This window comes from Cobetia sp. BL01 (assembly GCF_056493605.1).
In genome coordinates this window covers 319,621-345,535 of record NZ_JBVBEE010000002.1, presented here as the reverse complement: position 1 = coordinate 345,535, position 25,915 = coordinate 319,621, and the positions used below count along the sequence as shown (strand labels likewise).

The 25,915-nt window shown below is 64.4% G+C and carries 24 protein-coding genes; 19 read left to right on the top strand and 5 right to left on the bottom strand.

The window, feature by feature from the left end:
* The first annotated feature begins 155 nt into the window (after window positions 1-155).
* Genes mpl through ACZYGA_RS05180 form a run of 3 tightly spaced genes read left to right on the top strand, consistent with a single transcriptional unit; the run spans window position 156 to window position 2,920 of the window.
* Entirely contained in the window at window positions 156-1,598 is a 1,443-nt protein-coding gene (gene mpl, locus ACZYGA_RS05190) for a UDP-N-acetylmuramate:L-alanyl-gamma-D-glutamyl-meso-diaminopimelate ligase (RefSeq protein WP_479398524.1), read from the top strand.
* Window positions 1,595-2,248 (top strand): flavin prenyltransferase UbiX, encoded by a 654-nt coding sequence (locus ACZYGA_RS05185; protein WP_077371887.1) that lies wholly within the window; start codon window positions 1,595-1,597, stop codon window positions 2,246-2,248. The genes mpl and ACZYGA_RS05185 overlap by 4 nt, the downstream gene beginning before the upstream one ends.
* A gap of 42 nt (window positions 2,249-2,290) precedes the next feature.
* Window positions 2,291-2,920 (top strand): LysE family translocator, encoded by a 630-nt coding sequence (locus ACZYGA_RS05180; RefSeq protein WP_077371890.1) that lies wholly within the window; start codon window positions 2,291-2,293, stop codon window positions 2,918-2,920.
* Window positions 2,921-3,077: 157 nt separating this feature from the next.
* Here ACZYGA_RS05180 and ACZYGA_RS05175 read toward each other — a convergent pair whose 3' ends face one another.
* The 4 genes from ACZYGA_RS05175 to ACZYGA_RS05160 all read right to left on the bottom strand — a co-directional run bounded on the left by ACZYGA_RS05175 (window position 3,078) and on the right by ACZYGA_RS05160 (window position 7,394).
* Complete coding sequence (locus ACZYGA_RS05175; RefSeq protein WP_279874190.1) at window positions 3,078-3,956, bottom strand: DMT family transporter; 879 nt, start codon at window positions 3,954-3,956, stop codon at window positions 3,078-3,080.
* 83 nt (window positions 3,957-4,039) lie between these two features.
* Window positions 4,040-5,494 carry a bifunctional DedA family/phosphatase PAP2 family protein gene (locus ACZYGA_RS05170; protein ID WP_341542439.1) on the bottom strand — a complete coding sequence of 485 codons (1,455 nt, stop codon included), beginning with the start codon at window positions 5,492-5,494 and terminating at the stop codon, window positions 4,040-4,042.
* Window positions 5,491-6,453: a diguanylate cyclase domain-containing protein gene (locus tag ACZYGA_RS05165; RefSeq protein WP_077371896.1), complete on the bottom strand. Its 963-nt coding sequence runs from the start codon at window positions 6,451-6,453 to the stop codon at window positions 5,491-5,493. Before ACZYGA_RS05165 ends, ACZYGA_RS05170 begins: the two co-directional genes overlap by 4 nt.
* Entirely contained in the window at window positions 6,453-7,394 is a 942-nt protein-coding gene (locus ACZYGA_RS05160; protein ID WP_479398522.1) for a hypothetical protein, read from the bottom strand. The genes ACZYGA_RS05165 and ACZYGA_RS05160 overlap by 1 nt, the downstream gene beginning before the upstream one ends.
* Window positions 7,395-7,685: 291 nt before the next feature.
* Here ACZYGA_RS05160 and ACZYGA_RS05155 point away from each other — a divergent pair, with 291 nt between their 5' ends.
* From ACZYGA_RS05155 to lipA, 12 genes are all read left to right on the top strand, one after another.
* Window positions 7,686-8,969 carry a glutamate-5-semialdehyde dehydrogenase gene (locus tag ACZYGA_RS05155; RefSeq protein WP_136938286.1) on the top strand — a complete coding sequence of 428 codons (1,284 nt, stop codon included), beginning with the start codon at window positions 7,686-7,688 and terminating at the stop codon, window positions 8,967-8,969.
* Between the two features lie 194 nt (window positions 8,970-9,163).
* Window positions 9,164-9,799 carry a nicotinate-nucleotide adenylyltransferase gene (nadD, locus tag ACZYGA_RS05150; protein ID WP_077371905.1) on the top strand — a complete coding sequence of 212 codons (636 nt, stop codon included), beginning with the start codon at window positions 9,164-9,166 and terminating at the stop codon, window positions 9,797-9,799.
* Window positions 9,800-9,891: 92 nt separating this feature from the next.
* Window positions 9,892-10,251, top strand: a complete 360-nt coding sequence (rsfS, locus tag ACZYGA_RS05145) for a ribosome silencing factor (protein WP_077371908.1) — start codon at window positions 9,892-9,894, stop codon at window positions 10,249-10,251.
* A gap of 159 nt (window positions 10,252-10,410) precedes the next feature.
* The gene (gene rlmH / locus ACZYGA_RS05140) at window positions 10,411-10,878 is read left to right on the top strand and encodes a 23S rRNA (pseudouridine(1915)-N(3))-methyltransferase RlmH (RefSeq protein ID WP_077371912.1); all 468 of its coding nucleotides are present in this window, start codon (window positions 10,411-10,413) and stop codon (window positions 10,876-10,878) included.
* Between the two features lie 42 nt (window positions 10,879-10,920).
* Window positions 10,921-12,873: a penicillin-binding protein 2 gene (gene mrdA, locus ACZYGA_RS05135; protein WP_303566418.1), complete on the top strand. Its 1,953-nt coding sequence runs from the start codon at window positions 10,921-10,923 to the stop codon at window positions 12,871-12,873.
* Window positions 12,860-14,011 (top strand): rod shape-determining protein RodA, encoded by a 1,152-nt coding sequence (gene rodA / locus ACZYGA_RS05130; RefSeq protein ID WP_479398521.1) that lies wholly within the window; start codon window positions 12,860-12,862, stop codon window positions 14,009-14,011. Before mrdA ends, rodA begins: the two co-directional genes overlap by 14 nt.
* 73 nt (window positions 14,012-14,084) lie before the next feature.
* Window positions 14,085-15,125 carry a lytic murein transglycosylase B gene (gene mltB, locus ACZYGA_RS05125; RefSeq protein ID WP_077371920.1) on the top strand — a complete coding sequence of 347 codons (1,041 nt, stop codon included), beginning with the start codon at window positions 14,085-14,087 and terminating at the stop codon, window positions 15,123-15,125.
* The gene (locus ACZYGA_RS05120; RefSeq protein ID WP_176502791.1) at window positions 15,122-16,150 is read left to right on the top strand and encodes a septal ring lytic transglycosylase RlpA family protein; all 1,029 of its coding nucleotides are present in this window, start codon (window positions 15,122-15,124) and stop codon (window positions 16,148-16,150) included. The genes mltB and ACZYGA_RS05120 overlap by 4 nt, the downstream gene beginning before the upstream one ends.
* A gap of 98 nt (window positions 16,151-16,248) precedes the next feature.
* Window positions 16,249-17,451 (top strand): D-alanyl-D-alanine carboxypeptidase family protein, encoded by a 1,203-nt coding sequence (locus ACZYGA_RS05115; RefSeq protein WP_479398520.1) that lies wholly within the window; start codon window positions 16,249-16,251, stop codon window positions 17,449-17,451.
* Window positions 17,452-17,614: 163 nt separating this feature from the next.
* Window positions 17,615-17,902, top strand: a complete 288-nt coding sequence (locus ACZYGA_RS05110; RefSeq protein WP_077371930.1) for an HP0495 family protein — start codon at window positions 17,615-17,617, stop codon at window positions 17,900-17,902.
* A gap of 57 nt (window positions 17,903-17,959) precedes the next feature.
* Window positions 17,960-18,685, top strand: a complete 726-nt coding sequence (gene lipB / locus ACZYGA_RS05105; RefSeq protein ID WP_084209158.1) for a lipoyl(octanoyl) transferase LipB — start codon at window positions 17,960-17,962, stop codon at window positions 18,683-18,685.
* A complete protein-coding gene (gene lipA / locus ACZYGA_RS05100; protein WP_077371936.1) occupies window positions 18,685-19,677 on the top strand; it encodes a lipoyl synthase in 993 nt (330 codons plus the stop codon). The genes lipB and lipA overlap by 1 nt, the downstream gene beginning before the upstream one ends.
* An 87-nt stretch (window positions 19,678-19,764) precedes the next feature.
* Here the strand turns inward: lipA and ACZYGA_RS05095 are convergent, their stop codons facing one another.
* Window positions 19,765-20,754 carry a LysR family transcriptional regulator gene (locus ACZYGA_RS05095; RefSeq protein WP_077371939.1) on the bottom strand — a complete coding sequence of 330 codons (990 nt, stop codon included), beginning with the start codon at window positions 20,752-20,754 and terminating at the stop codon, window positions 19,765-19,767.
* 186 nt (window positions 20,755-20,940) lie between these two features.
* On the opposite strand from ACZYGA_RS05095, the gene ACZYGA_RS05090 reads away from it, so the two are divergent.
* The 4 genes from ACZYGA_RS05090 (at window position 20,941) to ACZYGA_RS05075 (ending at window position 25,914) form a co-directional block, all read left to right on the top strand.
* A complete protein-coding gene (locus ACZYGA_RS05090) occupies window positions 20,941-22,356 on the top strand; it encodes an acetyl-CoA carboxylase biotin carboxylase subunit (RefSeq protein WP_077371943.1) in 1,416 nt (471 codons plus the stop codon).
* Between the two features lie 69 nt (window positions 22,357-22,425).
* Window positions 22,426-24,264 carry a sodium-extruding oxaloacetate decarboxylase subunit alpha gene (gene oadA, locus ACZYGA_RS05085; protein ID WP_077371946.1) on the top strand — a complete coding sequence of 613 codons (1,839 nt, stop codon included), beginning with the start codon at window positions 22,426-22,428 and terminating at the stop codon, window positions 24,262-24,264.
* Between the two features lie 118 nt (window positions 24,265-24,382).
* A complete protein-coding gene (gloA, locus tag ACZYGA_RS05080; RefSeq protein WP_077371949.1) occupies window positions 24,383-24,934 on the top strand; it encodes a lactoylglutathione lyase in 552 nt (183 codons plus the stop codon).
* 227 nt (window positions 24,935-25,161) lie between these two features.
* The gene (locus tag ACZYGA_RS05075) at window positions 25,162-25,914 is read left to right on the top strand and encodes an SDR family oxidoreductase (protein WP_479398518.1); all 753 of its coding nucleotides are present in this window, start codon (window positions 25,162-25,164) and stop codon (window positions 25,912-25,914) included.
* Window position 25,915: the final 1 nt, after the last annotated feature.

The window sequence follows — 25,915 nt, the reverse complement described above, 5'->3', positions numbered from 1 at the left end:
CGGGCTGGCGCTTACCCGCCGCATCATATCCGAAAGACATGACCCCTGCACGACGCCCGGATGCCACGTGTCTGTCGTTCTGCCCCGACACGCCCGTGCTACTCGCCGCCTGGCGGGCATGCTAGGCTGCTCGGGCTTCCGGATTGGAGAAACAGATGCACCTTCACGTCATCGGTATTTGCGGTACCTTCATGGGCTCTCTGGCACTGCTTGCGCGTGCGCGCGGCCATCGCGTCACCGGCAGCGATGCCAACGTCTATCCGCCCATGAGCACACAGCTGGCCGAGGCCGGTATCACCCTGATGGAAGGGTATGCCGCCGACAATCTCGAGCCCGCGCCAGAGCTCACGGTGGTCGGCAATGCCGTCTCGCGCGGCAATCCTGAAGTCGAGGCGCTGCTCGAGCGCGGCCTGGCCTATACCTCCGGCCCGCAATGGCTGTGTGACGAGGTGCTGACGGGACGACCGGTGATCGCCATTGCCGGCACCCACGGCAAGACCACCACCGCGACCATGACCGCCTGGATTCTCGAATGCGCGGGCCTCACGCCGGGCTATCTGATCGGGGGCGTGCCGCCGCAGCTGGGCGATTCCGCGCGTATCGGCGACCCGCAGGCACCCTTCGTGGTCGAGGCCGATGAGTACGACACGGCCTTCTTCGACAAGCGCTCCAAGTTCGTGCATTACCGTCCGCGCATCGCCGTGCTCAACAATCTCGAATTCGACCACGCCGACATCTTCCCGGATCTCGCGGCCATTGAACGGCAGTTCCATCACCTGGTGCGTACCGTGCCGGCTGGCGGCAAGCTGGTGGTCGCGGCGGACGCCGTCGCCGGTGCCGAGGCGCTGGAACGCGTGCTGGATCAAGGCTGCTGGACGCCGGTGACACGCTTCGGCGATGAAGGTGGCATCGAGAACGCCGGTGGCGACTGGCGCTATCGTCTGATCAGTGCCGATGGCAGCCACTTCGCGCTGGCGGCGCCGGCCGCCGTGTCCGGCGAGGCGGACCGCTTCGTCGAGTGCCAGTGGGCGATGCGCGGACGCCACAACGTGGCCAACGCCTGTGCCGCGGTGGCCGCTGCCGTCGAGTGCGGCGTGAGTGTCGAGGCGGCGCTGCAGGCGCTCGCGCGCTTCGCGCCGCCCAGGCGCCGCCAGGAGCTGCGCGGTGAGGTGGCCGGCGTCAAGGTCATCGATGACTTCGCGCACCACCCGACCGCCATCGCCACCACGCTCGAGGGCCTGGCGCCGGGCGTGGCAGCCGAAGGGCAGGGCGGTCGTCTGTGGGCGGTGATCGAGCCGCGTTCCAACACCATGAAGCTTGGCACCATGAAGGCGCGCCTGCCGGCAGCGGTCACCGCAGCGGATCGGATCAGCTGGTTCGCGGGCCCGACACTGGGCTGGTCACTGGACGAGACGGTCAGCGAGTGTCGTGCCCTCGGCGTTGAAGCCGATGTCGAGCAGGATCTCGACGCCCTGATCGCCAAGATCGCCAATGACTCCCGCGCCGGCGACTGGGTGGTGGTGATGTCCAATGGCGGCTTCGGCGGTATCCACGAACGTCTGTTGAGTGCACTGGCAGCACGGGAAGGTGAGGCATGAGCCAGCAAGCGAAAGCCCCCGAAGGGGAGTTCAAGTCGGCGGTCACCGTCGCGCTGACCGGGGCCTCGGGTGCCCAGTACGGCCTGCGGCTGATCGAATGTCTGGTCGCGGCGGGTCATGAGGTGATGGTGATGGTCTCCAAGGCCGCCCACATGGTGATCGCCACCGAGACCGATGAAGAACTGCCGGCGCGCCCGGCTCGCCTCACCGAGGTGCTCACCCAGCGCTACGCCGCCAGGCCCGGTCAGATTCGCTGCTTCGGCCGCGAGGACTGGATGGCGCCCGTGGCGTCCGGCTCCGGCGCGCCGAGTGCCATGGTGGTATGTCCATGTTCCACCGGCTCGCTCTCGTCCATCGCGACCGGCGCCAGCAACAATCTGATCGAACGCGCCGCCGACGTCGCCCTCAAGGAGCGTCGCACGCTGATTCTGGTGCCGCGCGAGACGCCGTTCTCGGCGATCCATCTCGAACACATGCTGAGCCTGACGCGCATGGGGGCCGTCATCCTGCCCGCCGCCCCCGGCTTCTATCACCGCCCGCAGACACTCGATGACATGATCGACTTCATCGTCGCGCGCATTCTCAATCAGCTGGGAATCGCGCATGCGCTGATGCCGCGCTGGGGCGAAGGGCATGTCAGTGGTGACTAGTGTCGCCATCTTGATCATCGGATTGTGCAGGGAGAGCAGGGAATGCTGAATTGGTCATTGTTGTCGGTGTTCGTGCCGACCTTCTTTCTGGTGTCGCTGACACCGGGCATGTGCATGACGCTGGCCATGACCCTGGGGATGACGCAAGGGGTGCGCCGCACCCTGTGGATGATGGTGGGCGAGCTGCTGGGGGTCGGGCTGGTGGCGGTCTCGGCCGTGATCGGGGTCGCGACCATCATGCTGCGCTATCCGCTGGTGTTCTCGGCCTTCAAGCTGGCCGGGGGCGCCTATCTGGTGTGGCTCGGTATCCAGATGTGGCGCTCGCGGGGGCGCCTGGCACTGGGGGCCGTGGGCGAGGCCAGTGCTGCACCACGAGCCTCGCGGCGGACATTGGCGGCACAGGGCTTCGTCACCGCCATCGCCAATCCCAAGGGCTGGGCGTTCTTCATCGCGCTGCTGCCACCGTTTCTGGACGCGAGCCTGCCGATGACGCCACAGCTGGTGGCGCTGGTGGGTATCATTCTCACGCTCGAATTCAGCTGTCTGATGCTGTATGCCGGTGGCGGCAGTGGACTGGCGCGCTGGCTCGGTCGTGGTTCGCGCGTGCGGCTCATGAACCGGGTCGCGGGGACCCTGATGGTTGGCGTGGGCATCTGGCTCGCCACCGGCTGATCTCGGCATGCCAAGGCGTTGACCGACACACCCCGAACACACGAAGGCCCGCCAATGGCGGGCCTTCGTGTGTTCTCCGGCTGGAGCAACCGCGACGACGGGGACAATCGGGGCGGCTGGCGCAACGCCGGCAGCTGTCTCAACGGTGGTGTGCGAGTCAATTGCGTCGCAGGGTTTCCAGTGCTGCCGCCGCCACGATGAAACTGCCGCCCACCAGCGTCATCCAGGTGGGGGCCTCGCCGAGAATCAACCAGGCAAGCAGCACCCCATACACCGGCTGCAGACAGCCGATCATGCCGACGGTCTTGGCCCTGAGGCCACCCAGGGCGAAGGTCATCAGGGCATGGGGGGTGGCCGTGAACACGACGGCCAGTACCAGCATGGCGATGCCTGTTCCCGGGCTTGCGTCCATGATCTCGCCGGAGGCGAACGGCAATGTCAGCACCACCACGCCCAGCGCCTGCAGGCTCATCGACAGCACCGGGTTGAGATGGCTGAGACGGTAGCGCACCAGCAGATTGCGCGCCGCGAACAGCAGGCCCGAGAACACGCCCCACAACACGCCCGCCAGGCTATCGCCCTGCGTGCTGCTGTCGCCGCCGGGAACCAGCAGCCAGACGCCGATGCACACCAGCCCCGCTGCCGCCAGATCCCCGGCTTTCAGGCGCGTGCCCTCCACCCAGGGTTCCAGCAGTACGATGAAGATGGGATAGGTGAACAGTGCCAGCATGCCGGTGGCCACGGACGAGACCTGCATCGCGTGGAAGTAGCTGACCCAGTGAGCGGCCATCAACGCCGCGGCCACGCCCACCAGCGCCCAGTCGCGGCCGCTCAGGCGCAGCGAGACCTGCCACTTCAGCCGTGCGATCCACAGAAGGAACAGGCCGGCCAGCAGGCTGCGCCAGGTGGTGATGTCGAGCGCCGAGAGTGGCAGGCCCTTCGAGAACAGCGCCGTGCCGCCGAGCAGCGCGATGCCGAGATGAATCGACATGAGCGCCTGGGGCTGGTTGGCAGGGGGAGCGGCAGGACCGGGCATGGGTATCCTCTTGGGCAGAAGGCGAAGGTGGCGGTGGTGATGACGCGCAGCGATCACCTTGAGGGTCGATCGTGAATGACGGGCTAGAGCGGCAGCCACAGCAGGCGCGCCGTCAGCAGACCCAGACTCGCCAGGCTCAACCACACCACGGGGGCGGCCGGCGAGGGGCAGGGTTGCTGGACGAAGGCAGGGTAGCTGATGCGCACCAGAGCACACGCCAGCAGTCCCAGACAGGCGCCGCCCAGGATATCGCTCAGATAGTGCACGCCGAGGAAGATGCGAGACAGCCCGATCACGCTACAGGCGATGATGGCGCTCCAGTAGATCCAGCGTCGGCGTGGAGAGGGTTGCCGTTCGGCGATGAAGGCGGCTGCCAGGCCGAATACCGCGACGGCACCGGCCGTGTGGGCACTGGGGAACGACATCGAGCCCTCGAGGAAGGCGGGAGTGTCCGGACGGGGGCGCTGGATCAGATACTTGAGCACGGTATTGGCGCAGGCGATGCCGACCCAGGCGGCGCTCAGATGGATCCATATCGCATGGCGGCGCGTGAGTGCCAGCCACACGAGCCAGGGCGCCACGAGTGCCGCGAGCCCCATGCCATCGCCGAGCTGCGAGAGCCACAGGCTGGCCTGGTGCAGAAGGTTCTCGGGCAGCAGGGTGTGGAGTCTGTCGGCGAGCGAGGCCGCGACGACGTCGATCTGCCAGGGCCCGGGGTGAGCGAGTGCTGCCAGACTCATCGCGGGCACGCTGATGACGGCAAAGACCAGCAGTGCCATCGAGGCCAGCGGGAACTCGCCTTCCGGGTCGGGGTGGCGCAGCTGCCACCACAGGCGACGGCCGGATGCCGAGCGACGCATGCGGCGCGCCAGCCAGTGATAGAGGCGGCCTTCGCGGCCCAGCTGGCGGCGCAGAAAGGAGAAGGCAAAGGCGCAGGCGATCAGGCCGCTGGCCAGGCCGATCAGCAGGCCGTTGGCGCCCGGTGGCAGCGTGAACAGTGATTGCCAGGTCTGGCCCAGCAGGTAGCCCGGCAACAGATAGGCGGGTGACCACGCCAGTGCCGAGAGACCATTGACCATGAAGAAGCGCGAGGCCGGCATGTCCAGCATGCCCGCGACCAGCGGGATGATCGGGCGTACCGGGCCGACGAAACGCCCGAAGGCGATCGACCAGCTGCCATGGCGATGGAAGAAGCGCTGACCGTGTTCGATCCATTCGGGGTGGCGCGAGAAGGGCCAGCGCTGCGGTAACTGATCCCGATGATGGACGCCGAGCCAGAAGCTCACGCCATCGCCGATCACGGCCCCCAGCGCACCGGAAAGCAGCACCAATGGCAGGGAAAGCTCAAGATGCCCCGCCAGCGAGGCGCCGGCCGTCAGCATGACCACACCGGGGACCAGCAGGCCGACGATGGCGAGGGATTCGAGCAGGGAGATGAAGCCGATGATGACAATCAGCGCCACGGGGTGCTCGCTCAGCGTGGCCATCAGGGAAGTGGGGTCCAGCCAGTGAGTCAGTGTGGCAAGGGTGTTGCTCATTCATTGAGGTCCATCAGGGTGAGTTGGGCGGCCAGCAGGCGTTGTTCGAGTTTCTGTACCGTGTCGCCCGCCTTGTAGTTGACGAGACGAGCGTGAGCGATGATCGAGCCGGTCTCGGGCTGTGTCGTCGCCGCCAGGGCGGCTGTCAGGCGTTCACGCATGATCAGAGCGCCGGCCTCGCCGGTATTGGGGAGCATCAGCCAGAACGTGGCCTTGTCACTGCGACACAGCAGATCGCCCTGACGCGAGATGCCCTGCATGACATCGCAGGCCGAGGAGAGACACTCGATGCGGCGGTCTTCCCCGAATTGCTCACCGAGCATCTCCAGCTGCGGCAGGTAGATGACCAGGATGCTCAACGGCTGCTCCAGCGCACTGGCGCGTGCGGCCTCGCTGGTCAGCCGCTGCTGGCCGGTGCGCGCATTGTAGGCATTGCACTCGACTTCCTCGCTGGCGGTCATGCGCATGACACCTGACTGCAGGTTGTTGATCACGAAGGGCTGGCTGGCGACCAGCAGCAGGCAGACATAGCGCAGTACCTCGCCGAAGTTGTCATCCGGCTGACCCAGCAGCCATAGCCACAGCGGGGCCAGTACCACGTTCAAGAGCATCGCCGGCGCCAATGGCAGCAGCAGCAGCGTCAGGATGCTCGGCAATCCCAGCCACAGCGACATTCCGATGTGCGCGCTGGGGGCCTCCAGCGCCAGCATCAGGTAACCGCCGATCAGCGCCAGATAGGCGGGAAGCGGCTGCTCTTCATCCAGGAGGTGCAGAGCGGTCGCGATCCCCATCAGCAAGGTGGCCAGCACCGGTGTCAGGATGTGGGAGTAGTCCCCGACCAGATAACGCCAGAGCGCGTAGGTGGCCAGCACCAGGGTCGCCAGCAGCATGATCAAGGTCTTGCGATTGGCCAGCCGGCGGCGCTCTCTGGCGCGCGTGGCCGTCGTTGACGAGGACATCAGTCTTCAGCCTCCGCCTGGGGGGTGTCGGCGAGTGCCGCCTTTCGGGAGGGGAGCGCGGGCAGGTGAGTGATCGGCTCGCGCTCCTCGCTGAGTTTGGCACTCGCCGCCTGCAGGTCGAGATGGTCGGCCTCGGTATCGTTCAGCGGCTGGACCCGCGCCCGCACTGGCATGGCAAGATGCTCCATGAGCTGCCGACGCCGCAGGTTGGCAGCGTGTTCGCTGCGTGCCACCAACAGCAACGCCAGCCAGCCGTCGTCAAGCTGATAGCGTGTCTCATGGGGCAGCGCCGCGCTGTCCAGCGTATTCAGCAGACGGCGACGCGTGAGGCGGGTGGGGGTGGCTGGCTCCAGCAGGATCAGCTCGATGTGGATGCCTTCACGATCTGCCCGGGAAATTTCGCGCGGCAGATCCCGGAGCAGCTGGTATTGTGACCAGATGGCACGATTCGCGTCACGGCGACCGCGCCGCTCCAGCTGACGCCAGACCTCCTGCTGACGCTGCCCGGCGATGGCGCCCAGCGCCATCAAGGTGGCCGTGATGCCGATGCCAAGGCTCAGCCAGTCACTGCCCAGCGGCGTGAGTGCCAGCCAGGTGGTGATCAGCCCGATGATGGCGCAGGCCGGCGCCAGCCACGCGGGGCGCGGATAGAGCAGCAGCACGGCAAACCCCCATAGCCACATCATGTGCTGCTCGGGTGCCAGCAGCACCAGCAGCGCCATGATCACCGCCACGCTGAGCATGGCCGTGGTCCGGAACCAGCCCAGCGTGAAGAGTTCGTGTGCCAGGGAGACCACCAGCAGCAAGGTGCCGCCGATGGCCAGCAGCAGTCCGGTGATGGTCAGGGCGAGGCTGATCTGGCGCGCCGCTTCCAGCAGCAACAGCACAGAGCCGAGCAGACAGATGAACTGACTGACCCGGACTTTGAACTTGATCTCCATGGTGACTTATATTGGCACCTTTCCCGTGGATGACATGAATCCGACCAGACTCCCCGGTCGGATGGGGCGCAGCGCATTGAGCCATGCCATGACAGGATGTGCGAGCGTGATGCCGCCTGCTTGTCCCGGCTCTGCCAGGCGCTGATACGGGCCAGCATACCCCAAACCATGATTTTCCGAAGTGTCGAGGTGATCCGGCGCTTTCGCTTCGCCCCTCCCTCGGCTGATCCACAGGCGCCAGAGCGGGCGGAAGGCACTTTCCTACATCTTTCTACGAATGAGACAAGGCACATGAGCGAGCTGGGCAAGCACGACACCACGGACGTCGTGGCTTACATGAACGGTCTGGGCGGCGATGCCCGCGCGGCGAGCGTGGTGATGCGTCGTGTCGACAGCGGCCTCAAGAACCGGGCGCTGCAGATCATGGCACGACTGATCGACGAGCGCCGCGAGTCGCTGACCGCCGCCAATGCCGATGACCTGACGCGAGCGCGTGACAATGGCCTGTCGGAGGCGATGGTCGACCGCCTCGCCCTCACGCCGGCGCGTATCGACGCCATGATCGAGGGGCTCGAGCAGGTCGCGGCCCTGCCGGACCCGGTCGGTGAGATCGATGGCCTGAAATATCGCCCCAGCGGCATCCAGGTCGGTCACATGCGTGTGCCGCTGGGCGTGATCGGCATCATCTTCGAATCACGGCCCAACGTCACCATCGAGGCCGCCAGCCTGTGCCTCAAGTCCGGCAATGCCTGCATCCTGCGTGGTGGTTCCGAAGCGGCGTCCAGCAACCGTGCGCTGGGTGAGATCATCCGCGAGGCGCTGGTGGCGGCCGGGCTGCCGGCGACGGCGGTGCAGGTGGTGGCCACCACGGACCGTGCCGCGGTGGGCCGTCTGATCGCGATGCCCGAGTACGTCGATGTCATCATCCCGCGTGGGGGCAAGAGTCTGGTCGAGCGCATCACCAATGAGGCGCGCGTGCCGGTCATCAAGCATCTCGACGGTATCTGCCACGTCTATATCGACGCCACGGCAGATCTCGACATGGCGGTGAGCATCGCCGAGAACGCCAAGACGCACCGTTACGGTACCTGCAACACCATGGAGACCCTGCTGGTGGATGCGGCTGTCGCGGCCGAGGTGCTGCCGCGCATCGCCGAGCGTCTGGCGGTCCATGAGGTCGAGATTCGTGGCTGTGAACGCACCTGTGACATCCTGTCCGAGGCCGTGGCCGCCACGGATCAGGACTGGGATACCGAGTATCTGGCACCGATTCTGGCGATTCGGGTCGTCGAGGGCGTGGAAGCGGCGATGGCGCATATCGAGCGTCACAGCTCCGGACATACCGAAGCCATCATCACCGACAACTATGCGCTGGCGCGCCGGTTCATGGCCGAAGTGGATTCCAGCTCCGTGATGGTCAATGCCTCCACCCGCTTTGCCGATGGCTTCGAATACGGATTGGGTGCCGAGATCGGCATTTCCACCGATAAGCTGCACGCTCGCGGGCCCGTGGGGCTGGAAGGGCTCACCACACGCAAGTATGTCGTGTTCGGCGATGGGCAGATTCGTCAGTGAGATCTCCAGACCCTTCCTCGGTCAGCGCATCGCCACGGGCGCTGGACGATAGCCAGCGCCCGCTGAATGTCGACGGCGACGCCGCGCAGCGCGAACCCGCCGCACAGCCGGGTGGGGAGGCCTGCGACACTCTGCCTGACGAGAAGCCACAGCCCGGCTTCGAGGGCTGTCTCGGGCCGGTCCCCCGGGTGGCGATGCTCGGGGGCACCTTCGACCCGGTACACCACGGGCACCTTCGCAGCGCCATCGAACTGCGTGAGGCGCTGGGCCTGGATCATGTGTTGATGATTCCCTGCCATCAGCCGCCACATCGTGCCGCACCCGGGGTGAGCAGCGAGGAGCGTCTGGCCATGCTGGAGGCCGCGATTGCCGGTGAGCCGGGGCTCAAGGCGGATGCCCGCGAGCTTTTCCGGGATGGGCCGTCCTACAGTGCCGACACCCTGGCGAGCCTGCGCGGCGAATATGGCCCTCAGGCGCGGCTGGTGATGGCCATCGGCCATGATGCCTTTCTCAAGCTTGGCGAATGGCATGCCGCCGAGCGATTGTTCGATGATGCCCATGTCGTGGTGATCGAGCGCCCTGATCATGATGCTCCTCTGCCAGAGGCGTTGAAGGCCTTGATCGAGGGGCGGGAAGTGCAGACGGTGGCCGAGCTGATGGCGCGTCCCGGCGGCCTGTTGCTGCGGTTGTCATTGCCGACCCGCATGGCGATCAGCGCGACCTTCGTACGCGAGCGGCTTGCGCTGGGGGATAGCGTGCGCTACCTGCTGCCCGAGACGGTCATCCGCCATATCGAGGCCCGGTCGCTTTACTGCCCGCCCTGTGAGTGAGGGTTCGTGACGCGTAGATTGACGATGCCCATAGGCGAGCGCATCACCAACGGGTAGAATGCGCCCCCTGCCGAACAAACTTCCGAGGAATCATGCAGACCGAAGCTCTTAAAAACCTGGTGATCGACGCCCTTGACGACCTCAAGGCCCAGGAAATCAGCGAGATCGATGTCTCCAAGCTGACCAGCGTCACCGATGTCATGGTGATCGCGACGGGGACTTCCAGCCGTCATATCGCCGCTCTGGCCAACAATGTGCAGGTCACGGTGAAAGAAGCCGGCGTCAAGCCGCTGGGTTGCGAAGGCGACAACGGTTCCGACTGGGTGTTGCTGGATCTGGGCGATGTCGTCGTCCACGTCATGCTGGCCGAAACCCGTGCCCTGTATGACCTCGAGCGCCTGTGGAGCGATCTGCCCCGCGAGACGAGCGAAGAGTTTGAACAGCGCAGCTGATTCCGCTCTTGCCTGCCTCAAGAGGCGGAGTGATGCGGCACGGCGGTGCCACCGGCGCCGGTTGCGGGCAGCATGCTGACAGGGCGGGCCCGTGGTGGTTGGACGGAAGGAGAGGGTCAGCGGGCATGCCCGTTGGCCACTGACGACACGGGACAGGACATGAAGATCCGAGTACTGGCGGTCGGGCAGAAGATGCCTGACTGGGTGGAGAAGGGTAGCCGGGAATATCTCAAGCGCATGCCAAGAGACTTTTCCCTCGAATTCATCGAACTGGCGCCCGGAAACCGTGGCAAGAACGCGGACATTGCCCGTGCCATGGCCAGTGAAGGTGATCGGATGCTCGAAAAACTCAAGGGAAATGAACATGTTGTCGCCCTTGATGTCCTAGGTAAGTCGTGGAGCACGGAGCAGCTGGCTCAGCACGCCGATGACTGGCGCCTGGGCGGTCGCGATGTGGCCATCCTGATCGGCGGTCCTGACGGGCTCGATCCACGCCTGCTGGCCCGCGCGGATCAGCGCTGGTCGCTCTCCGCGCTGACCCTGCCGCACCCGCTGGTGCGCATCGTATTGGCGGAGCAGCTCTACCGCGCCTGGACACTGCTGGTCGGGCATCCTTATCACCGTTAAGCGCCTGCCGCTTGCGACAAGACACGAGTTGCGAGACCCGCCATGCGCCAACGCCGGGCGACGATCAAGAATCCCCAACAGGAAGTGCGGATCTTTCGCCTTCGCAGTATCGTGGCCGCCGGCCTGGTGCTGGTGCTGGCCGGTTGCCTGCTGGCACGGCTGGTCTTTCTTCAGGTCGTGGAACACGATATCTATACCACGCGCTCGGACAAGAACCGTGTGCGTGTCGAACCCCTGCCGCCGACGCGCGGCCTGATCTATGACCGCAACGGTCGCCTGCTTGCCGAGAATCGTCCCAATTACAATCTGACCATCGTGCGCGAACGCGCCGGTGATCTGGAGACGACGCTTGAGCGTCTGGTCGAGATTCTCGATCTCCCCCCTGATGAAATCGAAGACTTCAAGGAACGCTCGCGTCAGCGACAGCGCCCCTATCAGCCAGCCTTGTTGATGAGTGAACTGAGCCAGGAGCAGATCGCGCGTCTGGCGGTCAATCGCTATCGCCTGCCGGGTGTCGAGGTCGAGGCCCAACTGCTGCGTTACTACCCGGATGCCAAGCCGCTCTCGCACACGCTGGGCTATGTCGGGCGCATCAACCAGGCGGAGCTCAAGACCCTCGACAAGGGCAACTATTCGGGAACGCACTTCATCGGCAAGACCGGGATCGAGCGCTTCTATGAAGAGGCGCTGCATGGTCAGGCCGGGCTGCGCAAGGTGGAAACCAATGCGCGCGGCCGCGTGCTGCGTGAGCTGTCGCGTATCGACCCGCAGCCCGGCAAGGACTTGACGCTGACCATCGACCGTGGCCTGCAGGATCTGGCCTATCGACTGCTCAAGGGGCGCCGTGGGGCGATCGTGGCCATCGAGCCGGAGAGCGGCGAGATCCTCGCCATGGCCTCGGTGCCGGGCTTTGATTCCAACGAGTTCGTCACCGGCATCAGCGTCAAGAGTTACCGTGCGTTGCAGTCCGACATCGACCTGCCGCTGTTCAATCGGGCGATACGTGGACAGTATCCGCCTGCCTCGACGGTCAAGCCCTTCATGTCGCTGGCGGGGCTGGACAATGGCGTCATCACGCCGCAGACCACCTTCTTCGACCCGGGGTATTTCCAGCTGCCCAATGACAGCCACAAGTATCGCAACTGGCTGCGCTGGGGGCATGGACGGGTCAACATGCGGCGCGGTATCGCCGTCTCCAATGACACCTACTTCTACAATGTCGCCTATCGACTGGGCATCGATCGCATCAGCGAGTACATGCACAAGTTCGGGTTCGGTGAGCAGACCGCGCTGGACGTGCAGGGTGCCTTGCCGGGGTTGATGCCGTCCAAGGAATGGAAGCGCAATCGCTACGACAAGCCCTGGTATCCCGGCGAGACCATCTCCATCGGGATCGGCCAGGGCTACTGGTTGACGACGCCCCTGCAGCTCGCCTCCGCCGAGGCGGTGCTGGCCAATCGTGGCCGGCATGTGACGCCTCATCTGGCCAAGCGCATCGGCGATGAGACGGTGCTGTTGCCGCGCAGCGAAGAGAAGCCTGACGTGGTGGTGGAGAATCCTGCCTGGTGGGACGAGGTCATCGGCGCGCTTGAGGACGTGGTCAATGGCCGCGAGGGCACGGCGCGCAAGTACGTCGGGCCCGGGCTCAAGTATCGCATGGCCGGCAAGTCCGGTACGGCGCAGGTCTTCACCCTGGGGCAGGACCAGAAGTACAACGGTCACGAGCTGGCGGAACGTCTGCGCGACCATGCCCTGTTTGCGGCGTTCGCGCCGGTCGAGAATCCCGAGATCGCCGTGTCCGTGGTGGTGGAGAACGGTCAGGGCGGAAGCTCGGTGGCCGGCCCCATGGCGCGTGCCATCACGGATTACTGGTTGTTGCCGCGCATTGATCCTGTCGCCCGTGATGCCGCCCTGACGCTGGCGGCGGCCCTGGAAGAGACGGCGGCGCAGGCCGAGCAGAGCGCAACCCCCGCAGGAGTCAATGATGCCGACTGATTATCAGCGCTCGATGCGCAGCGTGGGAGGCGAGCTCAATCGTCGGCGTCGCACCAGTCTGTGGGAGCGGATCCATCTGGACCCCTGGCTGCTGCTGTTGCTGCTGATCGTGCTGGGGTGCGGTCTGATCGTGCTCTACAGCGCCAGCGGTCAGGATATCGATTTCACGCTGCGCCAGGCGTCACGTCAGGCGTTGGCGCTGGGGGTCATGATCGGCCTGGCGCAGCTCTCTCCGAGCACGCTGTACCGCTGGGCACCTGTCGCCTACGGCGGCGGTTTCCTGATGCTGGTGGCGGTGGAGGTACTGGGGGATGTCGGGATGGGGGCCCAGCGCTGGCTGGTGATTCCTGGCGTCGTGCGCTTCCAGCCGTCGGAGCTCATGAAGCTGGCGATGCCGATGATGGTCGCCTGCTGGCTGGGGCAGCGGCGGCTGCCGCCACGCTGGCGCGATCTGGTCATCTGTGGGGTGATCATCGTCACGCCGGTGCTGCTGATCGCTCGGCAGCCGGACCTGGGAACCTCGCTGCTGGTCGCGGCGGCCGGGGTCTTCGTCATCCTGCTGGCGGGACTCTCCTGGAAACTGATCGCCTTCTTCGGGGCGTTGATCGCCTCGGCGCTGCCGCTTCTGTGGATGGTGATGCATGACTATCAACGCCGGCGTGTGCTGACCTTCCTGAATCCGGAGTCCGACCCGCTGGGAGCCGGCTGGAACATCATCCAGTCCAAGACCGCCATCGGCTCCGGAGGCTTGCTGGGCAAGGGCTATACCCTGGGGACCCAATCGCAGCTGGAATTTCTGCCTGAGCGGCATACCGACTTCATCGTCGCGGTGATCGGGGAGGAACTCGGGCTGCTGGGCATGAGCTTCTTCCTCGCCCTCTACGTGTTGATCGTGCTGCGCGGGCTGGTGATGGCCAACCATGGTCAGGACAGCTTCGCGCGTCTGACAGGGGGAGCCATCATCCTGACCTTCTTCGTCTATGTATTCGTCAACATCGGCATGGTGTCAGGCATTCTCCCGGTGGTGGGCGTTCCGCTGCCGCTGGTCAGTTATGGTGGGACCTCCAGCGTGACCTTGCTGGCGGGCTTCGGTATTCTCATGAGCATTCATACCCACCGGCGCCTGCTGTCGCGTTGACGCGGCCTTTGCAGCTACCGGATGGCAAGGACATTCGCGGGCCGACGCCCGCAGACAGGCAAGGAGAGAGTCGATGACGGTGATTAACGCACGTGGGCGGCGTCTGAAGCACTGGGGCGCAGCCCTGATGATCGCGCCGTTGCTGGGCATGTCAGGGGCGGCCATGGCGGCGCCGGATGGCTTTGCTCCCGCAACTCACCCGGAGACGGCCAAGCTGGTGGATGAGCTGGTGGCCAAGGGGCTGGATCGCGCTCGCGTGACCGAGCTGATGAATCAGGCCGATTACAGCCAGAAAGTGCTGGATGCCATGTCGCGCCCGGCGGAAGGGCACCTGCGCTGGGACCAGTACCGCGCCATCTTCATGAAGGAATCTCGCATCGAGGCCGGCGTGAAGTTCATCGCCGAGCATCGCGAGACCTTCGATCGCGCCCAGGCCGAATATGGCGTGCCGCCGGAAGTCATCGCCGCCATCATTGGCGTCGAGACCTTCTTCGGCAAGCACACCGGCACCCACCGCGTGATCGACTCACTCTCCACGCTGGCCTTCGATCATCCGCGTCGTGGCAAGTTCTTCCGTGGTGAGCTGTCCGCCTTCCTGCAGCTGACGTTGGAGCAGGGCATCGACCCGCTCTCCATCAAGGGATCCTATGCCGGTGCGATGGGCTACCCACAGTTCATCCCTACCAGCTATCAGGCCTATGCCGTCGATTTCGATGGCGATGGCGTGCGGGACCTGTGGCACAACCCCGTCGATGCCATCGGCAGTGTCGGCAACTATTTCGCCCGTCACGGCTGGAAGGCCGGTGCACCGGTCGTCAGCGCAGCCGATGGCCCCGGTACTCCGCCGTCTTCCGTCACCTTCAACAAGACCAAGAAGCCCTACATGAGCGTCTCGGCACTTGAGGCGGCAGGGGTCGAGGTCGCGGGTGGCGTGGCAGGCAATACCCAGATCATCCCGCTGGCGCTGGACCTCAAGCAGGGGTATCGCTACGCCGTGGGCTATGACAACTTCTACGTCATCACTCGCTACAACCACAGCCATCTGTATGCGATGGCCGTGAATGAGCTGTCCCAGGCGATCAAGCGCCGTCTCGAGGATGGGGGTGCCGGATGAGCTGGTCACGCGCGCTGCCGTTGACGTTGGCGCTTGCCCTGCTGGCCGGTTGTGCCAGCAGTGGTGGCACCACGGTCAGCGACGGTGCTTCGCCGAGCACGGGCAAGAAGGCGGGCAAGAATGGGCGTTACGAGATGGATTCGGATGCCTATCCCGACGACGCGCCGGACGTCTCCGCAGTGCCGGATGCCGTGCCGAAGCCCGAGCCCTATACGCGCAGCGGCAACCGCAGCGAGTATGAGGTGTGGGGCAAGACCTATCATGTGATGGATGACCCGCGCGGCTACGTGGCGGAAGGTACCGCCTCCTGGTATGGCAAGAAGTTCCATGGCTACGCCACCGCCAGCGGCGAGATTTATGACATGTACACCATGACGGCGGCCCACAAGTCGCTGCCGCTGCCGACCTACGCGCGAATCACCAATCTGGACAACGGCAAGCAGGTCATCGTCAAGGTCAACGATCGTGGGCCCTTCCATGATGATCGCCTGATTGACCTGTCCTACAGTGCGGCGTGGCGTCTCGACATGCTTGGCCATGGTACCGGTCATGTGCGCGTCGAGACGCTGGATGCCAGCACCTGGCGGCCGGGGCCGAGCCCGACCCAGGGCACGGCCGAGTCCGAGCGCCTGCTGGCCCGCAGTCAGGCGGTGCGTCGCGAGCAGGGCATCGCAGGGCTTGAGGAAATGGGCGCAACCGGCGATTCCGTGGCGGCGAAGACGTCCAGCACGAGCGTTGCCGCCAAGCCCGTGGTAGCCTCTGCGGCGCGCGCGACCGACACCACGGCCAGCGGCGCTGATGCCAGCTTCCTGCAGGTGGCGGCGGTCAGTGACCTGCAAACGGCAGACCGCATCAGCAAGCGCGTCAGCGCGGCGCTTGATCGCCCGGTCCGAGTACTGGGCAGTGGCAATCTTTACAAGGTGCAGGTTGGCCCGCTTGAAGAAAGCGTGCGTATCGAGTCGCTCAAGTCCGCGATCGCCGATGCCGGCTTCTCCGGCGCCTTCAGCGTACAGGCACCGCGCTAGCGGCGGTGATCTGGCGCATCCATCATGCATCCCACGAGGGTGCAACATGGCCGGGGCTTGTGCCCCGGCTAACGCATGAGTGTCAAAGAGATTTCAACATGTCCCTGAAAGCCAGACTTCTTCCATTGCGGCGCCGTCTTGCCGGGCTGATGGCGGCCAGCGGTATCGCGCTGCTGACCAGCGTCACCTCCACGCCGGCCCGGGCCATCGAGGCCGACACCCTGATTCCGGCGGCGCCGCAACTGGCCGCGTCCTCCTGGATTCTGATGGATGCCAATTCCGGTCGCATCCTGGTCGAGCACAATGCCGACAAGCGTCTGCCGCCGGCAAGTCTGACCAAGATGATGACGGCCTATCTGGTCGAGAATGAAATCGATGACGGCAAGCTGACGCCGGACGAGAACGTGCGTATCAGCGTCAACGCCTGGAAGACCGGCGGCTCGCGCATGTTCATCCGCGAGGGCACCAGTGTCTCGGTCGATGATCTGCTGCACGGCGTGATCATCCAGTCAGGCAATGACGCCAGCGTCGCGCTTGCCGAGCACATCGGCGGCAGCGAGGGCTCCTTCGCCGACCTGATGAACCAGCACGCCAAGCGTCTGGGCATGAGCAATACCCATTACATGAACGCCACCGGTCTGCCGCACGCGGAGCACTACTCCACGGCACATGATCTCGCGATTCTGGCGCGTCACATCATCCGCGACTATCCGGATCACTATCAGATCTATTCCCAGAAGTACTTCACCTGGAATGGCATCAAGCAGCCCAATCGCAACAAGCTGCTGTGGCGTGACAAGGACGTCGACGGCCTGAAGACCGGTCATACCGATGAAGCGGGTTACTGCCTGGTGGCGTCTGCCAAGAAGGAAGACACACGTCTGATCAGCGTGGTGATGGGCACCAGCTCCGAAGAGGCGCGTGCCCAGGAATCCCAGAAGCTCCTGACCTACGGCTTCCGCTACTTCGAGAGCAAGAAGCTCTATGACAAGGGTGCCGTGCTCAATCAGGCCCGTGTCTGGGGCGGCGAGAAGGATCAGGTGCGTCTTGGCATGGCCAAGGAAGTCTATCTGACCCTGCCGAGTGGCCAGGCCGACAAGCTGACTGCCCGTCTTGATCTGAAGGACACCATCAAGGCACCGGTGCAGGTCGGCGAGCAGTACGGCACCCTGCAGATCAAGCTCGAGGACAAGGTGCTGGCGGAAGAGCCGCTGGTTGCCCTGGAATCAGTCGAGCAGGGCGGTCTCTTCAAGCGTCTGTGGGACGCCCTGATGCTGTTCTTCCACGGCCTGTTCAACTGAGGCTGGTGCCGTCCGCCCTGGCCAGCGAGCAAGGTGATGCGACGGTGCCCGCCACGCGCCCCTGAAACCCGGGGATGCGTCTTTCACGAAGGGCGATCCGGCTGACGGATCGCCCTTTGTTGAGTAGAATGGTCGGAAATAGAATCACTGGAAGGGCTTTCCCATGGCCAACACGCCAAAAGCGGGTGAGAAGACACCCCCCAAGATCGAATTCCCCTGCGATTTCTCCCTCAAGATCGTCGGCAATGCCGCCGAAGATCTCGTCGAAGTGGTCTGCAATGTCCTGGAAGTGCATGCGCCCGGCTTCGACGCCACGGCCATCACCTGGCAGGACAGCAAGAACGGCAACTATCGCAGCATCCGCGTGGTGATCCGAGCCACCGGAACCGACCAGCTGGATGCCTTGCACCGTGACCTCAAGGCCACCGGTCGCATCCACATGGTATTGTGACGTTCGCGTGAGACGAGCGACTTCACTGGCTTGCGCCATGAGCACAGGAGCGCATGCATGAACACGATTCACGTCCACCACCTCGGCGTGCTGCCGTATGAGGAAGTGTGGTCGGCGATGCGTGACTTCACCGATACCCGCTCGCCGGAGGCCCCGGATGAGCTGTGGGTAGTGGAGCACGCCCCCGTCTTTACCCAGGGACAGGCTGGCAAGCCGGAACATCTGCTGATGCCGGGTGATATCCCGGTGGTGCAGACCGACCGGGGTGGCCAGGTGACCTATCACGGCCCCGGCCAGCTGGTGCTCTACCCGTTGCTCAACGTCAAGCGTGGCGGCATCGGCGTTCGTCAGCTGGTGACTGCGCTGGAAGAGACGGTGGTGGCGGCGTTGGCCGAGCACGGCATCGAGGCGTATCCACGCCCCGATGCCCCGGGGGTCTACGTGAAGAAATCGGCGCAGCGCATGGATGATCCGCGCCGCTCGATGGAAGAGGCCAAGATTGCCTCGCTGGGGTTGCGCATCCGACGTGGATGCAGTTTCCATGGCGTGGCGATCAATCTGGACATGGACCTTGCGCCTTTCGGGCGCATCAATCCCTGCGGCTATGCCGGCATGGCGATGACCCAGCTACGCGACCTGACGCGCGAGCCGGTGGATCTTGCCGCTGAGCGTGACCGCCTGGTGCGTTGTCTGGGCGCAAGCCTGGGGGACGTGACCCTGACTCCGGTGAGCGGGCTGCCCGCGGCACTGGCTGACATTTCTCGAACAGCAGGACAGAACTGATGACCGAGACCACCGCTACCCCGAAGCCCGCTCCCTCCGCTGCTCCTGCTCGCAAGGAGCGTGGCGTGAAGCTGCGTGGCGCCGAGAAAGTCGCTCGCATTCCGGTCAAGGTGATTCCCACCGAGACCTTGCCGAAGAAGCCGGACTGGCTGCGCGTGCGCATGCCTGCCTCCCCTGAGGTGAGCCGCATCAAGCAGACTCTGCGCAAGCACGGCCTGCACACGGTGTGTGAAGAAGCCTCCTGCCCGAACCTGGGCGAGTGCTTCAGCGGCGGCACCGCGACCTTCATGATCATGGGCGATATCTGTACCCGTCGCTGCCCGTTCTGTGACGTGGCCCACGGTCGTCCCAATGCGCTGAATGCCGACGAGCCGCGTGAGCTGGCCGAAGCCATCGCCGAGATGCGCCTGAATTACGTCGTCGTGACCTCCGTTGACCGTGATGACCTGCGTGACGGTGGCTCCAACCACATCGCCGAGTGCATCCGTGAGATCCGCGAGAAGTGTGAAGGTACCGAGATCGAAGTGCTGGTGCCGGACTTCCGTGGCCGCATGCAGGTCGCGCTGGACGTGCTCGAGCAGACACCGCCGGATGTCTTCAACCACAATCTGGAGACCGTGCCGAGCCTGTACCGCCGCGTGCGTCCGGGCGCCGACTATCAGTGGTCGCTGGATCTGCTCAAGGGCTACAAGGAGCGTCGCCCGGAAGTGAAGACCAAATCCGGTCTGATGCTGGGGGTGGGCGAGACTGACGAGCAGGTGCTCGAGGTCATGCAGGACCTGCGCAATCACGGCGTCGACATGCTGACCCTCGGGCAGTACATGCAGCCGTCACGCAGCCACCTGCCGATCGATCGTTGGGTCCACCCGGATACCTTCGACTGGCTCGGTCAGAAGGCGCGCGAGATGGGCTTCTCGCATGTCGCCTCCGGTCCGCTGGTGCGCTCTTCCTATCACGCCGACAAGCAGGCGCATGGTGTGGAAGTGAAATAAGCCGGACTGGCCCGAAAAAAACCGCCGCGGAGATCATCTCCGCGGCGGTTTTTTTGGTTCATGAGCACAGGGGCGTGTGGTGGAGCGTCACTGCTCCGTGGCCAGCGGCAGGCAGGCGACGCTGTGCCCGGGAATCGGCTCCATCGGCGCGCTGAAGTGTGCGTTGAGCTCCGGCAGCAGCTCGCGCACGAAACGCAGGAACAGCTCGGTGACCGGCGTGGGGTAGCGATCCTTGGGATAGACCGTGCACCAGGAGCGTCTGAGCGGGAATCCCGGCAGGGACGGCGAGGCCAGCAGGCCGGAGGCCAGCTCCAGCTGGACGGCCAGCCGCGGCAGGATCGCCACGCCCAGATGCGCCATTACGCCCTGCTTGATGGCCTCGTTGGAGCCCAGCTCCAGCGTATGGCGCAGCGAGACGCGCTCGCGGGCGGCGAATTCCTCGAAGGCGGTACGCGTGCCGGAGCCGGGCTCGCGCATCAGCATGTAGTACTGGGCGAGATCCTCCAGCGTGACGCCCTTGACGTCCAGCAGCGGGTGGCCGGGCCAGACGATGGGGATCAGCTCGTTGTCCAGGATCGGCATGAAGGCCAGGTTGGCGTCATCGGGCACCATGCCCATGATCACCAGGTCATCGCGTCGCTCGGCGAGGCGTTCCAGTGCCTGGCCGCGATTGCAGACGCGCAGGCGCACCGAGACTTCCGGGTAGCGGGCACGAAAGCGCGCCAGAATGTGCGGCACCACATACTGGGCCGTGGACACGGCCGCCAGATTCAGCTCGCCACGGATGGTGCCGGCGATTTCCGACAGCTCCATCTGCAGGCTCGAGACTTCCCCGAAGATCGACTGTACCGAGCTTGCCAGCGCATCCGCCGCCGGCAGGATATGCAGCGTCTTGCCGGCATATTTGAACAGCGATTGCTCGAGCGCCTGCTCCAATTGGCGAATCTGGGCACTGACGGCGGGCTGTGTCAGTCCGAGTTGCTCAGCCGCACGCGAGTAGGACTGCTGGCGATGGACAGCCTGAAATACCTGTAACTGTCTGAAAGTTAATCGGTTTAGCAGATTTGGACGCGACATGACACACCCAGTCATAAGGTTTTACTTATAGATTGGCAAAAAAATATCAACTTTTCTATTGGTCTCTCGCTGGGTAGCGTGGAAAGCCTGAGAACATGACTGCCCTCGCAAGCCTTCAGGGTTGCAGGAGAGTCAGACGCAAGCCGTCAACAACAAGATCACCGCGTTCCGTCAGGGAGAGTCACCATGTTCCGCAAGTTGCTGATTGCCAACCGAGGGGAAATCGCAGTGCGCATTGTACGCGCCTGTGCCGAGATGGACATCCGCTCTGTCGCGGTCTACACCGAAGCCGATCGTTTCTCGCTTCACGTCAAGCGTGCCGATGAAGCGCATTTCATCGGCGAAGACCCGCTGGCCGGCTACCTGGACCCCCGTCGCCTGGTGGATCTGGCCCGCGAGACAGGCTGTGATGCCATTCATCCGGGCTATGGTTTCCTTTCCGAGAATGCTGAGTTCGCGAGAATCTGCGAAGCGGCGGGCATTGCCTTCGTGGGCCCGTCCAGTGATGTCATCGCGCGCATGGGAGACAAGACCGAAGCCCGCGCCGCCATGAAGGCGGCTGGCGTGCCGGTCACGCCGGGCTCGAAGGGCAATCTGGCCGATGTCGAGGAAGCCTTGAGCGTGGCGGAACAGGTGGGGTATCCAGTGATGCTCAAGGCTACCTCAGGTGGTGGGGGGCGGGGTATCCGGCGTTGTGATGATGCCCAGCAGCTCAAGCAGGCCTGGGGTCGCGTGATCTCGGAGGCTACCAAGGCCTTCGGCAGTGCGGATGTCTTCCTGGAGCGCTGCGTGGTCGACCCGCATCACATCGAGGTCCAGATTCTGGCCGACAGTCACGACAACGTGATCCATCTGTTCGAGCGTGACTGCTCCATCCAGCGCCGCAACCAGAAGCTGATCGAGATTGCCCCCAGCCCTCAGCTGACGCCGGAGCAGCGCTCCTACGTCGGAGAGATGGCGGTGCGCGCCGCGCGGGCCGTGGGCTATCGCAATGCCGGTACCGTGGAGTTCCTGGTCAAGGGCAACGAGATCTACTTCATGGAGATGAACACCCGCGTCCAGGTGGAGCACACCATCAGCGAGGCGATCACCGGCGTGGACATCGTGCGCGAGCAGATCCGCATCGCCTGGGGCCACAAGCTGGCCTTCCGTCAGGAAGACATCCGCCATCACGGCTATGCCATCCAGTTCCGCATCAATGCCGAGGACCCCAAGAACGACTTCCTGCCCAGCTTCGGGCGCATCACGCGTTACTACGCCCCCGGCGGGCCTGGCGTGCGAACCGATACCGCGATCTATACCGGCTACACCATCCCGCCGTATTTCGATTCCATGTGCCTGAAGCTCATCGTGTGGGGGCTGACATGGGAAGAGGTCATCAATCGCGGGTCACGCGCCCTCAATGACATGCGCCTGCAGGGGGTCAAGACCACCGCGCCTTACTATCAGGAAATCCTCAAGCATCCGGACTTCCGCAACGCGCGCTTCGATACCGGTTTCGTGGCGGCGCATCCGGAGCTGACCCAGTACTCGGTCAAGCGCCTGCCGGAACAGACGGCACTGGCGATCGCGGCGGCGATCGCGGCGCACGCCGGTCTCTGACTCCACCCCTGACATGCCGTTCGAGTCCTTCCCCCGACTCCTCAACCAACAATGACAAGGACACCTGACATGACTGCTGCTACCTCCACTCCCCATGCCGCGAGCGACTCTGCGGCTGATGCCGTCAAGGTCACCGAAGTCGTCCTGCGTGATGGCCACCAGTCATTGATCGCCACGCGCATGCGCACCGAGGACATGCTGCCCATCGCGGCACGTCTCGATCAGGCCGGCTTCTACAGCCTCGAGGTCTGGGGCGGTGCGACCTTCGATGCCTGTGTGCGCTTTCTGAAGGAAGACCCCTGGGCGCGTCTGAAGTCGCTCAAGGAAGCCATGCCCAACACGCCGCTGCAGATGCTGCTGCGCGGTCAGAACCTGCTCGGCTATCGTCATTATGCCGATGACGTGGTGGAGGCCTTCGTCGAGCGTGCCGCGGCCGGCGGCATCGATATCTTCCGCGTGTTCGATGCCCTGAATGACCTGCGCAACATGGAAACCGCCATGCGCGCGGTCAAGAAGGCCGGCAAGCACGCCCAGGGCACCATCTGCTACACCGTGAGCCCGGTGCATACGCTGGAGATGTATGTCGAGCAGGCGCGCAAGCTGGTCGAGATGGGCGCCGATTCCATCGCGATCAAGGACATGGCCGGGCTGCTGACCCCGTATGCCACCTTCGACCTGGTGAGTGCGCTGGTCGAGGCTGTCGAAGTGCCGATCCACCTGCACAGCCATGCCACGGCAGGTCTGGCACCGCAGTGTCAGATCAAGGCCGTCGAGGCGGGCTGCCGCCACATCGATACCTGCATCTCGGCCTTCGCCGGTGGCACCAGCCACCCGGCCACCGAATCCTTCGTTGCCTCGCTGCGTGACACTCGCTGGGACACCGGACTGGAACTGGAGTCGCTGCGTGAGATCGGTGACTACTTCAGTGAGGTGCGCCGCAAGTATTCGGCCTTCGAGAGTGAATTCACCCGTGAGGATGTCTCGGTCCAGATCAGCCAGATCCCCGGCGGCATGATGTCCAACCTGGCCAGTCAGTTGAAGGAGCAGAATGCGCTGGAGCGCATTCGTGAGGTGTTCGCCGAGATTCCGCGTGTGCGTGCCGATCTGGGCTATCCGCCGCTGGTCACCCCGACCTCACAGATCGTCGGTACCCAGGCGGTGCTCAACGTGCTGACCGGTGAGCGCTACAAGAGCATCACCAATGAAGTGAAGCGCTATCTGCAGGGCGGCTATGGCCAGGCGCCGGCACCGGTCAACGAAGAGGTTCGCTCGCGTGCCATCGGCAACGCACCGGTGGAGGTCGGGCGTCCGGCAGACCTGCTGAGCCCGGAAATGGCGCGTCTCACCGAGGAGTTGGGCGAGCTGGCCGAGTCCCCTGAGGATGTCTTGACCTTCGCCATGTTCCCGGAGCTTGGGCGTGACTTTCTCAGCGAGCGCCGCGCCGGCACGCTCACACCGGAAATCATCCCCCAGGGCGAGGCGGAGCGTCCGGTGTCTTCCGGCGTGCCGACCGAATTCGTCATCGACGTTCACGGCGAGTCCTATGCGGTGCAGATCACCGGCGTCGGCGGTGCCAAGGGCAGCAAGCGTCACGTCTATCTGACTCTGGATGGCATGCCGGAAGAGGTGGTGTTCGAAGCCAAGGACGATTACGTGGCAGGTGGCCAGAGCGGCGGGCGCGCGAGTGCGTCTGCGCCGGGGCACGTCACCACGGCGATGCCGGGCAATATCGTCGAGGTGCTGGTGGCGGTGGGTGACAGCGTCACGGCAGGCCAGTCGGTGCTGATCAGCGAGGCGATGAAGATGGAGACCGAGATCACGGCGCGCGTCGACGGTACCGTCAAGGCCATCCACGTGGCTCGCGGCGATCGCGTCACCCCGGGGGAAGTACTGATCGAAATCGAGTGATGCCGCGGCCGGCGAGGTTGCAAAACCCGCTCGCCGTCTCCATCTGACAGCTATTCGATCACCAGGGACGGCCGGGCATCGTGGATGTCCTGCCGTCCTTTCCTGTGGAAGGACCATCATGGCAACACATTTCGAGCAGGTTCCCGGCCTGAGTGAGCAGATTGATCCGGCTACCCGAGGCTATGTCTTCAACCAGACCATGCTGCGCATCAAGGATCCGACGCGTAGTCTGGACTTCTATACCCGTGTGCTCGGCATGCGCCTGGTGCGCAAGCTCGACTTCCCGGAAATGCAGTTCAGCCTCTATTTCCTCGCCTATCTGGACGACGACCAGGCCAGCGACGTGCCGAGTGATGATCTCAAGCGCACCACCTACACCTTCGGGCGTGAGGCGATGCTGGAGCTGACGCACAACTGGGGGACCGAGGACGACCCGGACTTCGCCTATCATGACGGCAACGCCCAGCCTCAGGGCTTCGGCCACATCGGGGTCAGCGTGCCGGACGTCTACGCCGCCAGCGAGCGCTTCGAATCGCTGGGTGTCGAGTTCGTCAAGCGCCCCGATGATGGCAAGATGAAGGGTCTGGCCTTCGTCAAGGATCCCGACGGCTACTGGATCGAGATCCTGCGTGCCGATACCTTCGAGCGTCAGGCCAACGGCCAAGCCTGAGGCAGGCCTCCGATGTAAAAGAACCGCCACCACCGGCATGCCCGGGGTGGCGGTTCTTTCGTTGATACGAAACCCCGCGTTGCAGGGGTGTCAGTGGCATCCGGTTGCTGCAATGATGAGGTCTGACTGAGACGCTCAAGGTTCGAGATTGAGGGACCTTGAGATTGAGGGACCTTGAGATTGAGAGTCCTTGAAATCGATGGCCCATGACGAAAGGGGAGACAGCCATGTCGGAGAATGCACAGCGGTTGAGCGGCAAGGTGGCGGTGGTGACCGGAGCCTCGCGCGGCATCGGCGCAGGCATCGCTCAGCGTCTGGCGGCGGACGGCGCCCGGGTGGTGGTCAATTACCGCAGTGATGTCGATGGGGCGAATCAGGTGGTGGCCGAGATAGTGGCAGCTGGCGGGCAGGCGCTTGCCGTCCAGGGCGATGTCGGCGACAGCAAGATGGCCAGTCAGCTGTTCACGTTGGCCACTGAGCACTATGGCGGAGTGGATATTCTGGTCAACAATGCCGGGATGAGCCTCTACAAGCCGCTGGCCGAGTTCACGGATGAGGACTTTTCCAGTCTGATGCAGGCCAACCTCACCGGCAGCTTCAACATGATGCGCGAGGCCTCGCGCAAGCTGCGTGATGGGGGCCGCGTGATCAATATCTCCACCTCCGTGACGCGCCAGATGTTCGCCACCTATGGTCCCTATGCGGCGTCCAAGGCCGCGGTGGACCAGCTCACTCGCGTGCTGGCCAAGGAGGTCGGCGCACGCGGGATTACCGTCAATGCCGTGGCGCCTGGCCCGACGGATACCGGGCTGTTCCGGCATGGCAAGAGCGAGGAGACCATCGAGCGCCTCAAGGGCATGGCAGCGCTGGGGCGTATCGCGGATGCCACGGATATCGCGGCCGTCGTGGGCTGGTTGGCCGGTGAGGAATCCGCCTGGGTCACCGGGCAGGTCATCGGCGCCAATGGTGGTTTCGCCTGAG

Bases quoted from the DNA above. Each gene is read 5' to 3' on its own strand.
- lipA (WP_077371936.1), top strand. From the start codon at position 18,685: ATGACCGAGACCACCGCTACCCCGAAGCCCGCTCCCTCCGCTGCTCCT.
- ACZYGA_RS05155 (WP_136938286.1), top strand. From the start codon at position 7,686: ATGAGCGAGCTGGGCAAGCACGACACCACGGACGTCGTGGCTTACATG.
- mltB (WP_077371920.1), top strand. From the start codon at position 14,085: ATGACGGTGATTAACGCACGTGGGCGGCGTCTGAAGCACTGGGGCGCA.
- rlmH (WP_077371912.1), top strand. From the start codon at position 10,411: ATGAAGATCCGAGTACTGGCGGTCGGGCAGAAGATGCCTGACTGGGTG.
- gloA (WP_077371949.1), top strand. From the start codon at position 24,383: ATGGCAACACATTTCGAGCAGGTTCCCGGCCTGAGTGAGCAGATTGAT.
- oadA (WP_077371946.1), top strand. From the start codon at position 22,426: ATGACTGCTGCTACCTCCACTCCCCATGCCGCGAGCGACTCTGCGGCT.
- ACZYGA_RS05160 (WP_479398522.1), bottom strand. From the start codon at position 7,394: ATGGAGATCAAGTTCAAAGTCCGGGTCAGTCAGTTCATCTGTCTGCTC.
- ACZYGA_RS05180 (WP_077371890.1), top strand. From the start codon at position 2,291: ATGCTGAATTGGTCATTGTTGTCGGTGTTCGTGCCGACCTTCTTTCTG.
- ACZYGA_RS05095 (WP_077371939.1), bottom strand. From the start codon at position 20,754: ATGTCGCGTCCAAATCTGCTAAACCGATTAACTTTCAGACAGTTACAG.
- ACZYGA_RS05165 (WP_077371896.1), bottom strand. From the start codon at position 6,453: ATGTCCTCGTCAACGACGGCCACGCGCGCCAGAGAGCGCCGCCGGCTG.
- ACZYGA_RS05120 (WP_176502791.1), top strand. From the start codon at position 15,122: ATGAGCTGGTCACGCGCGCTGCCGTTGACGTTGGCGCTTGCCCTGCTG.
- rsfS (WP_077371908.1), top strand. From the start codon at position 9,892: ATGCAGACCGAAGCTCTTAAAAACCTGGTGATCGACGCCCTTGACGAC.
- ACZYGA_RS05175 (WP_279874190.1), bottom strand. From the start codon at position 3,956: ATGCCCGGTCCTGCCGCTCCCCCTGCCAACCAGCCCCAGGCGCTCATG.
- rodA (WP_479398521.1), top strand. From the start codon at position 12,860: ATGATGCCGACTGATTATCAGCGCTCGATGCGCAGCGTGGGAGGCGAG.
- ACZYGA_RS05170 (WP_341542439.1), bottom strand. From the start codon at position 5,494: ATGAGCAACACCCTTGCCACACTGACTCACTGGCTGGACCCCACTTCC.
- ACZYGA_RS05185 (WP_077371887.1), top strand. From the start codon at position 1,595: ATGAGCCAGCAAGCGAAAGCCCCCGAAGGGGAGTTCAAGTCGGCGGTC.
- mpl (WP_479398524.1), top strand. From the start codon at position 156: ATGCACCTTCACGTCATCGGTATTTGCGGTACCTTCATGGGCTCTCTG.
- mrdA (WP_303566418.1), top strand. From the start codon at position 10,921: ATGCGCCAACGCCGGGCGACGATCAAGAATCCCCAACAGGAAGTGCGG.
- ACZYGA_RS05110 (WP_077371930.1), top strand. From the start codon at position 17,615: ATGGCCAACACGCCAAAAGCGGGTGAGAAGACACCCCCCAAGATCGAA.
- nadD (WP_077371905.1), top strand. From the start codon at position 9,164: ATGCTCGGGGGCACCTTCGACCCGGTACACCACGGGCACCTTCGCAGC.
- lipB (WP_084209158.1), top strand. From the start codon at position 17,960: ATGAACACGATTCACGTCCACCACCTCGGCGTGCTGCCGTATGAGGAA.
- ACZYGA_RS05090 (WP_077371943.1), top strand. From the start codon at position 20,941: ATGTTCCGCAAGTTGCTGATTGCCAACCGAGGGGAAATCGCAGTGCGC.
- ACZYGA_RS05075 (WP_479398518.1), top strand. From the start codon at position 25,162: ATGTCGGAGAATGCACAGCGGTTGAGCGGCAAGGTGGCGGTGGTGACC.
- ACZYGA_RS05115 (WP_479398520.1), top strand. From the start codon at position 16,249: ATGTCCCTGAAAGCCAGACTTCTTCCATTGCGGCGCCGTCTTGCCGGG.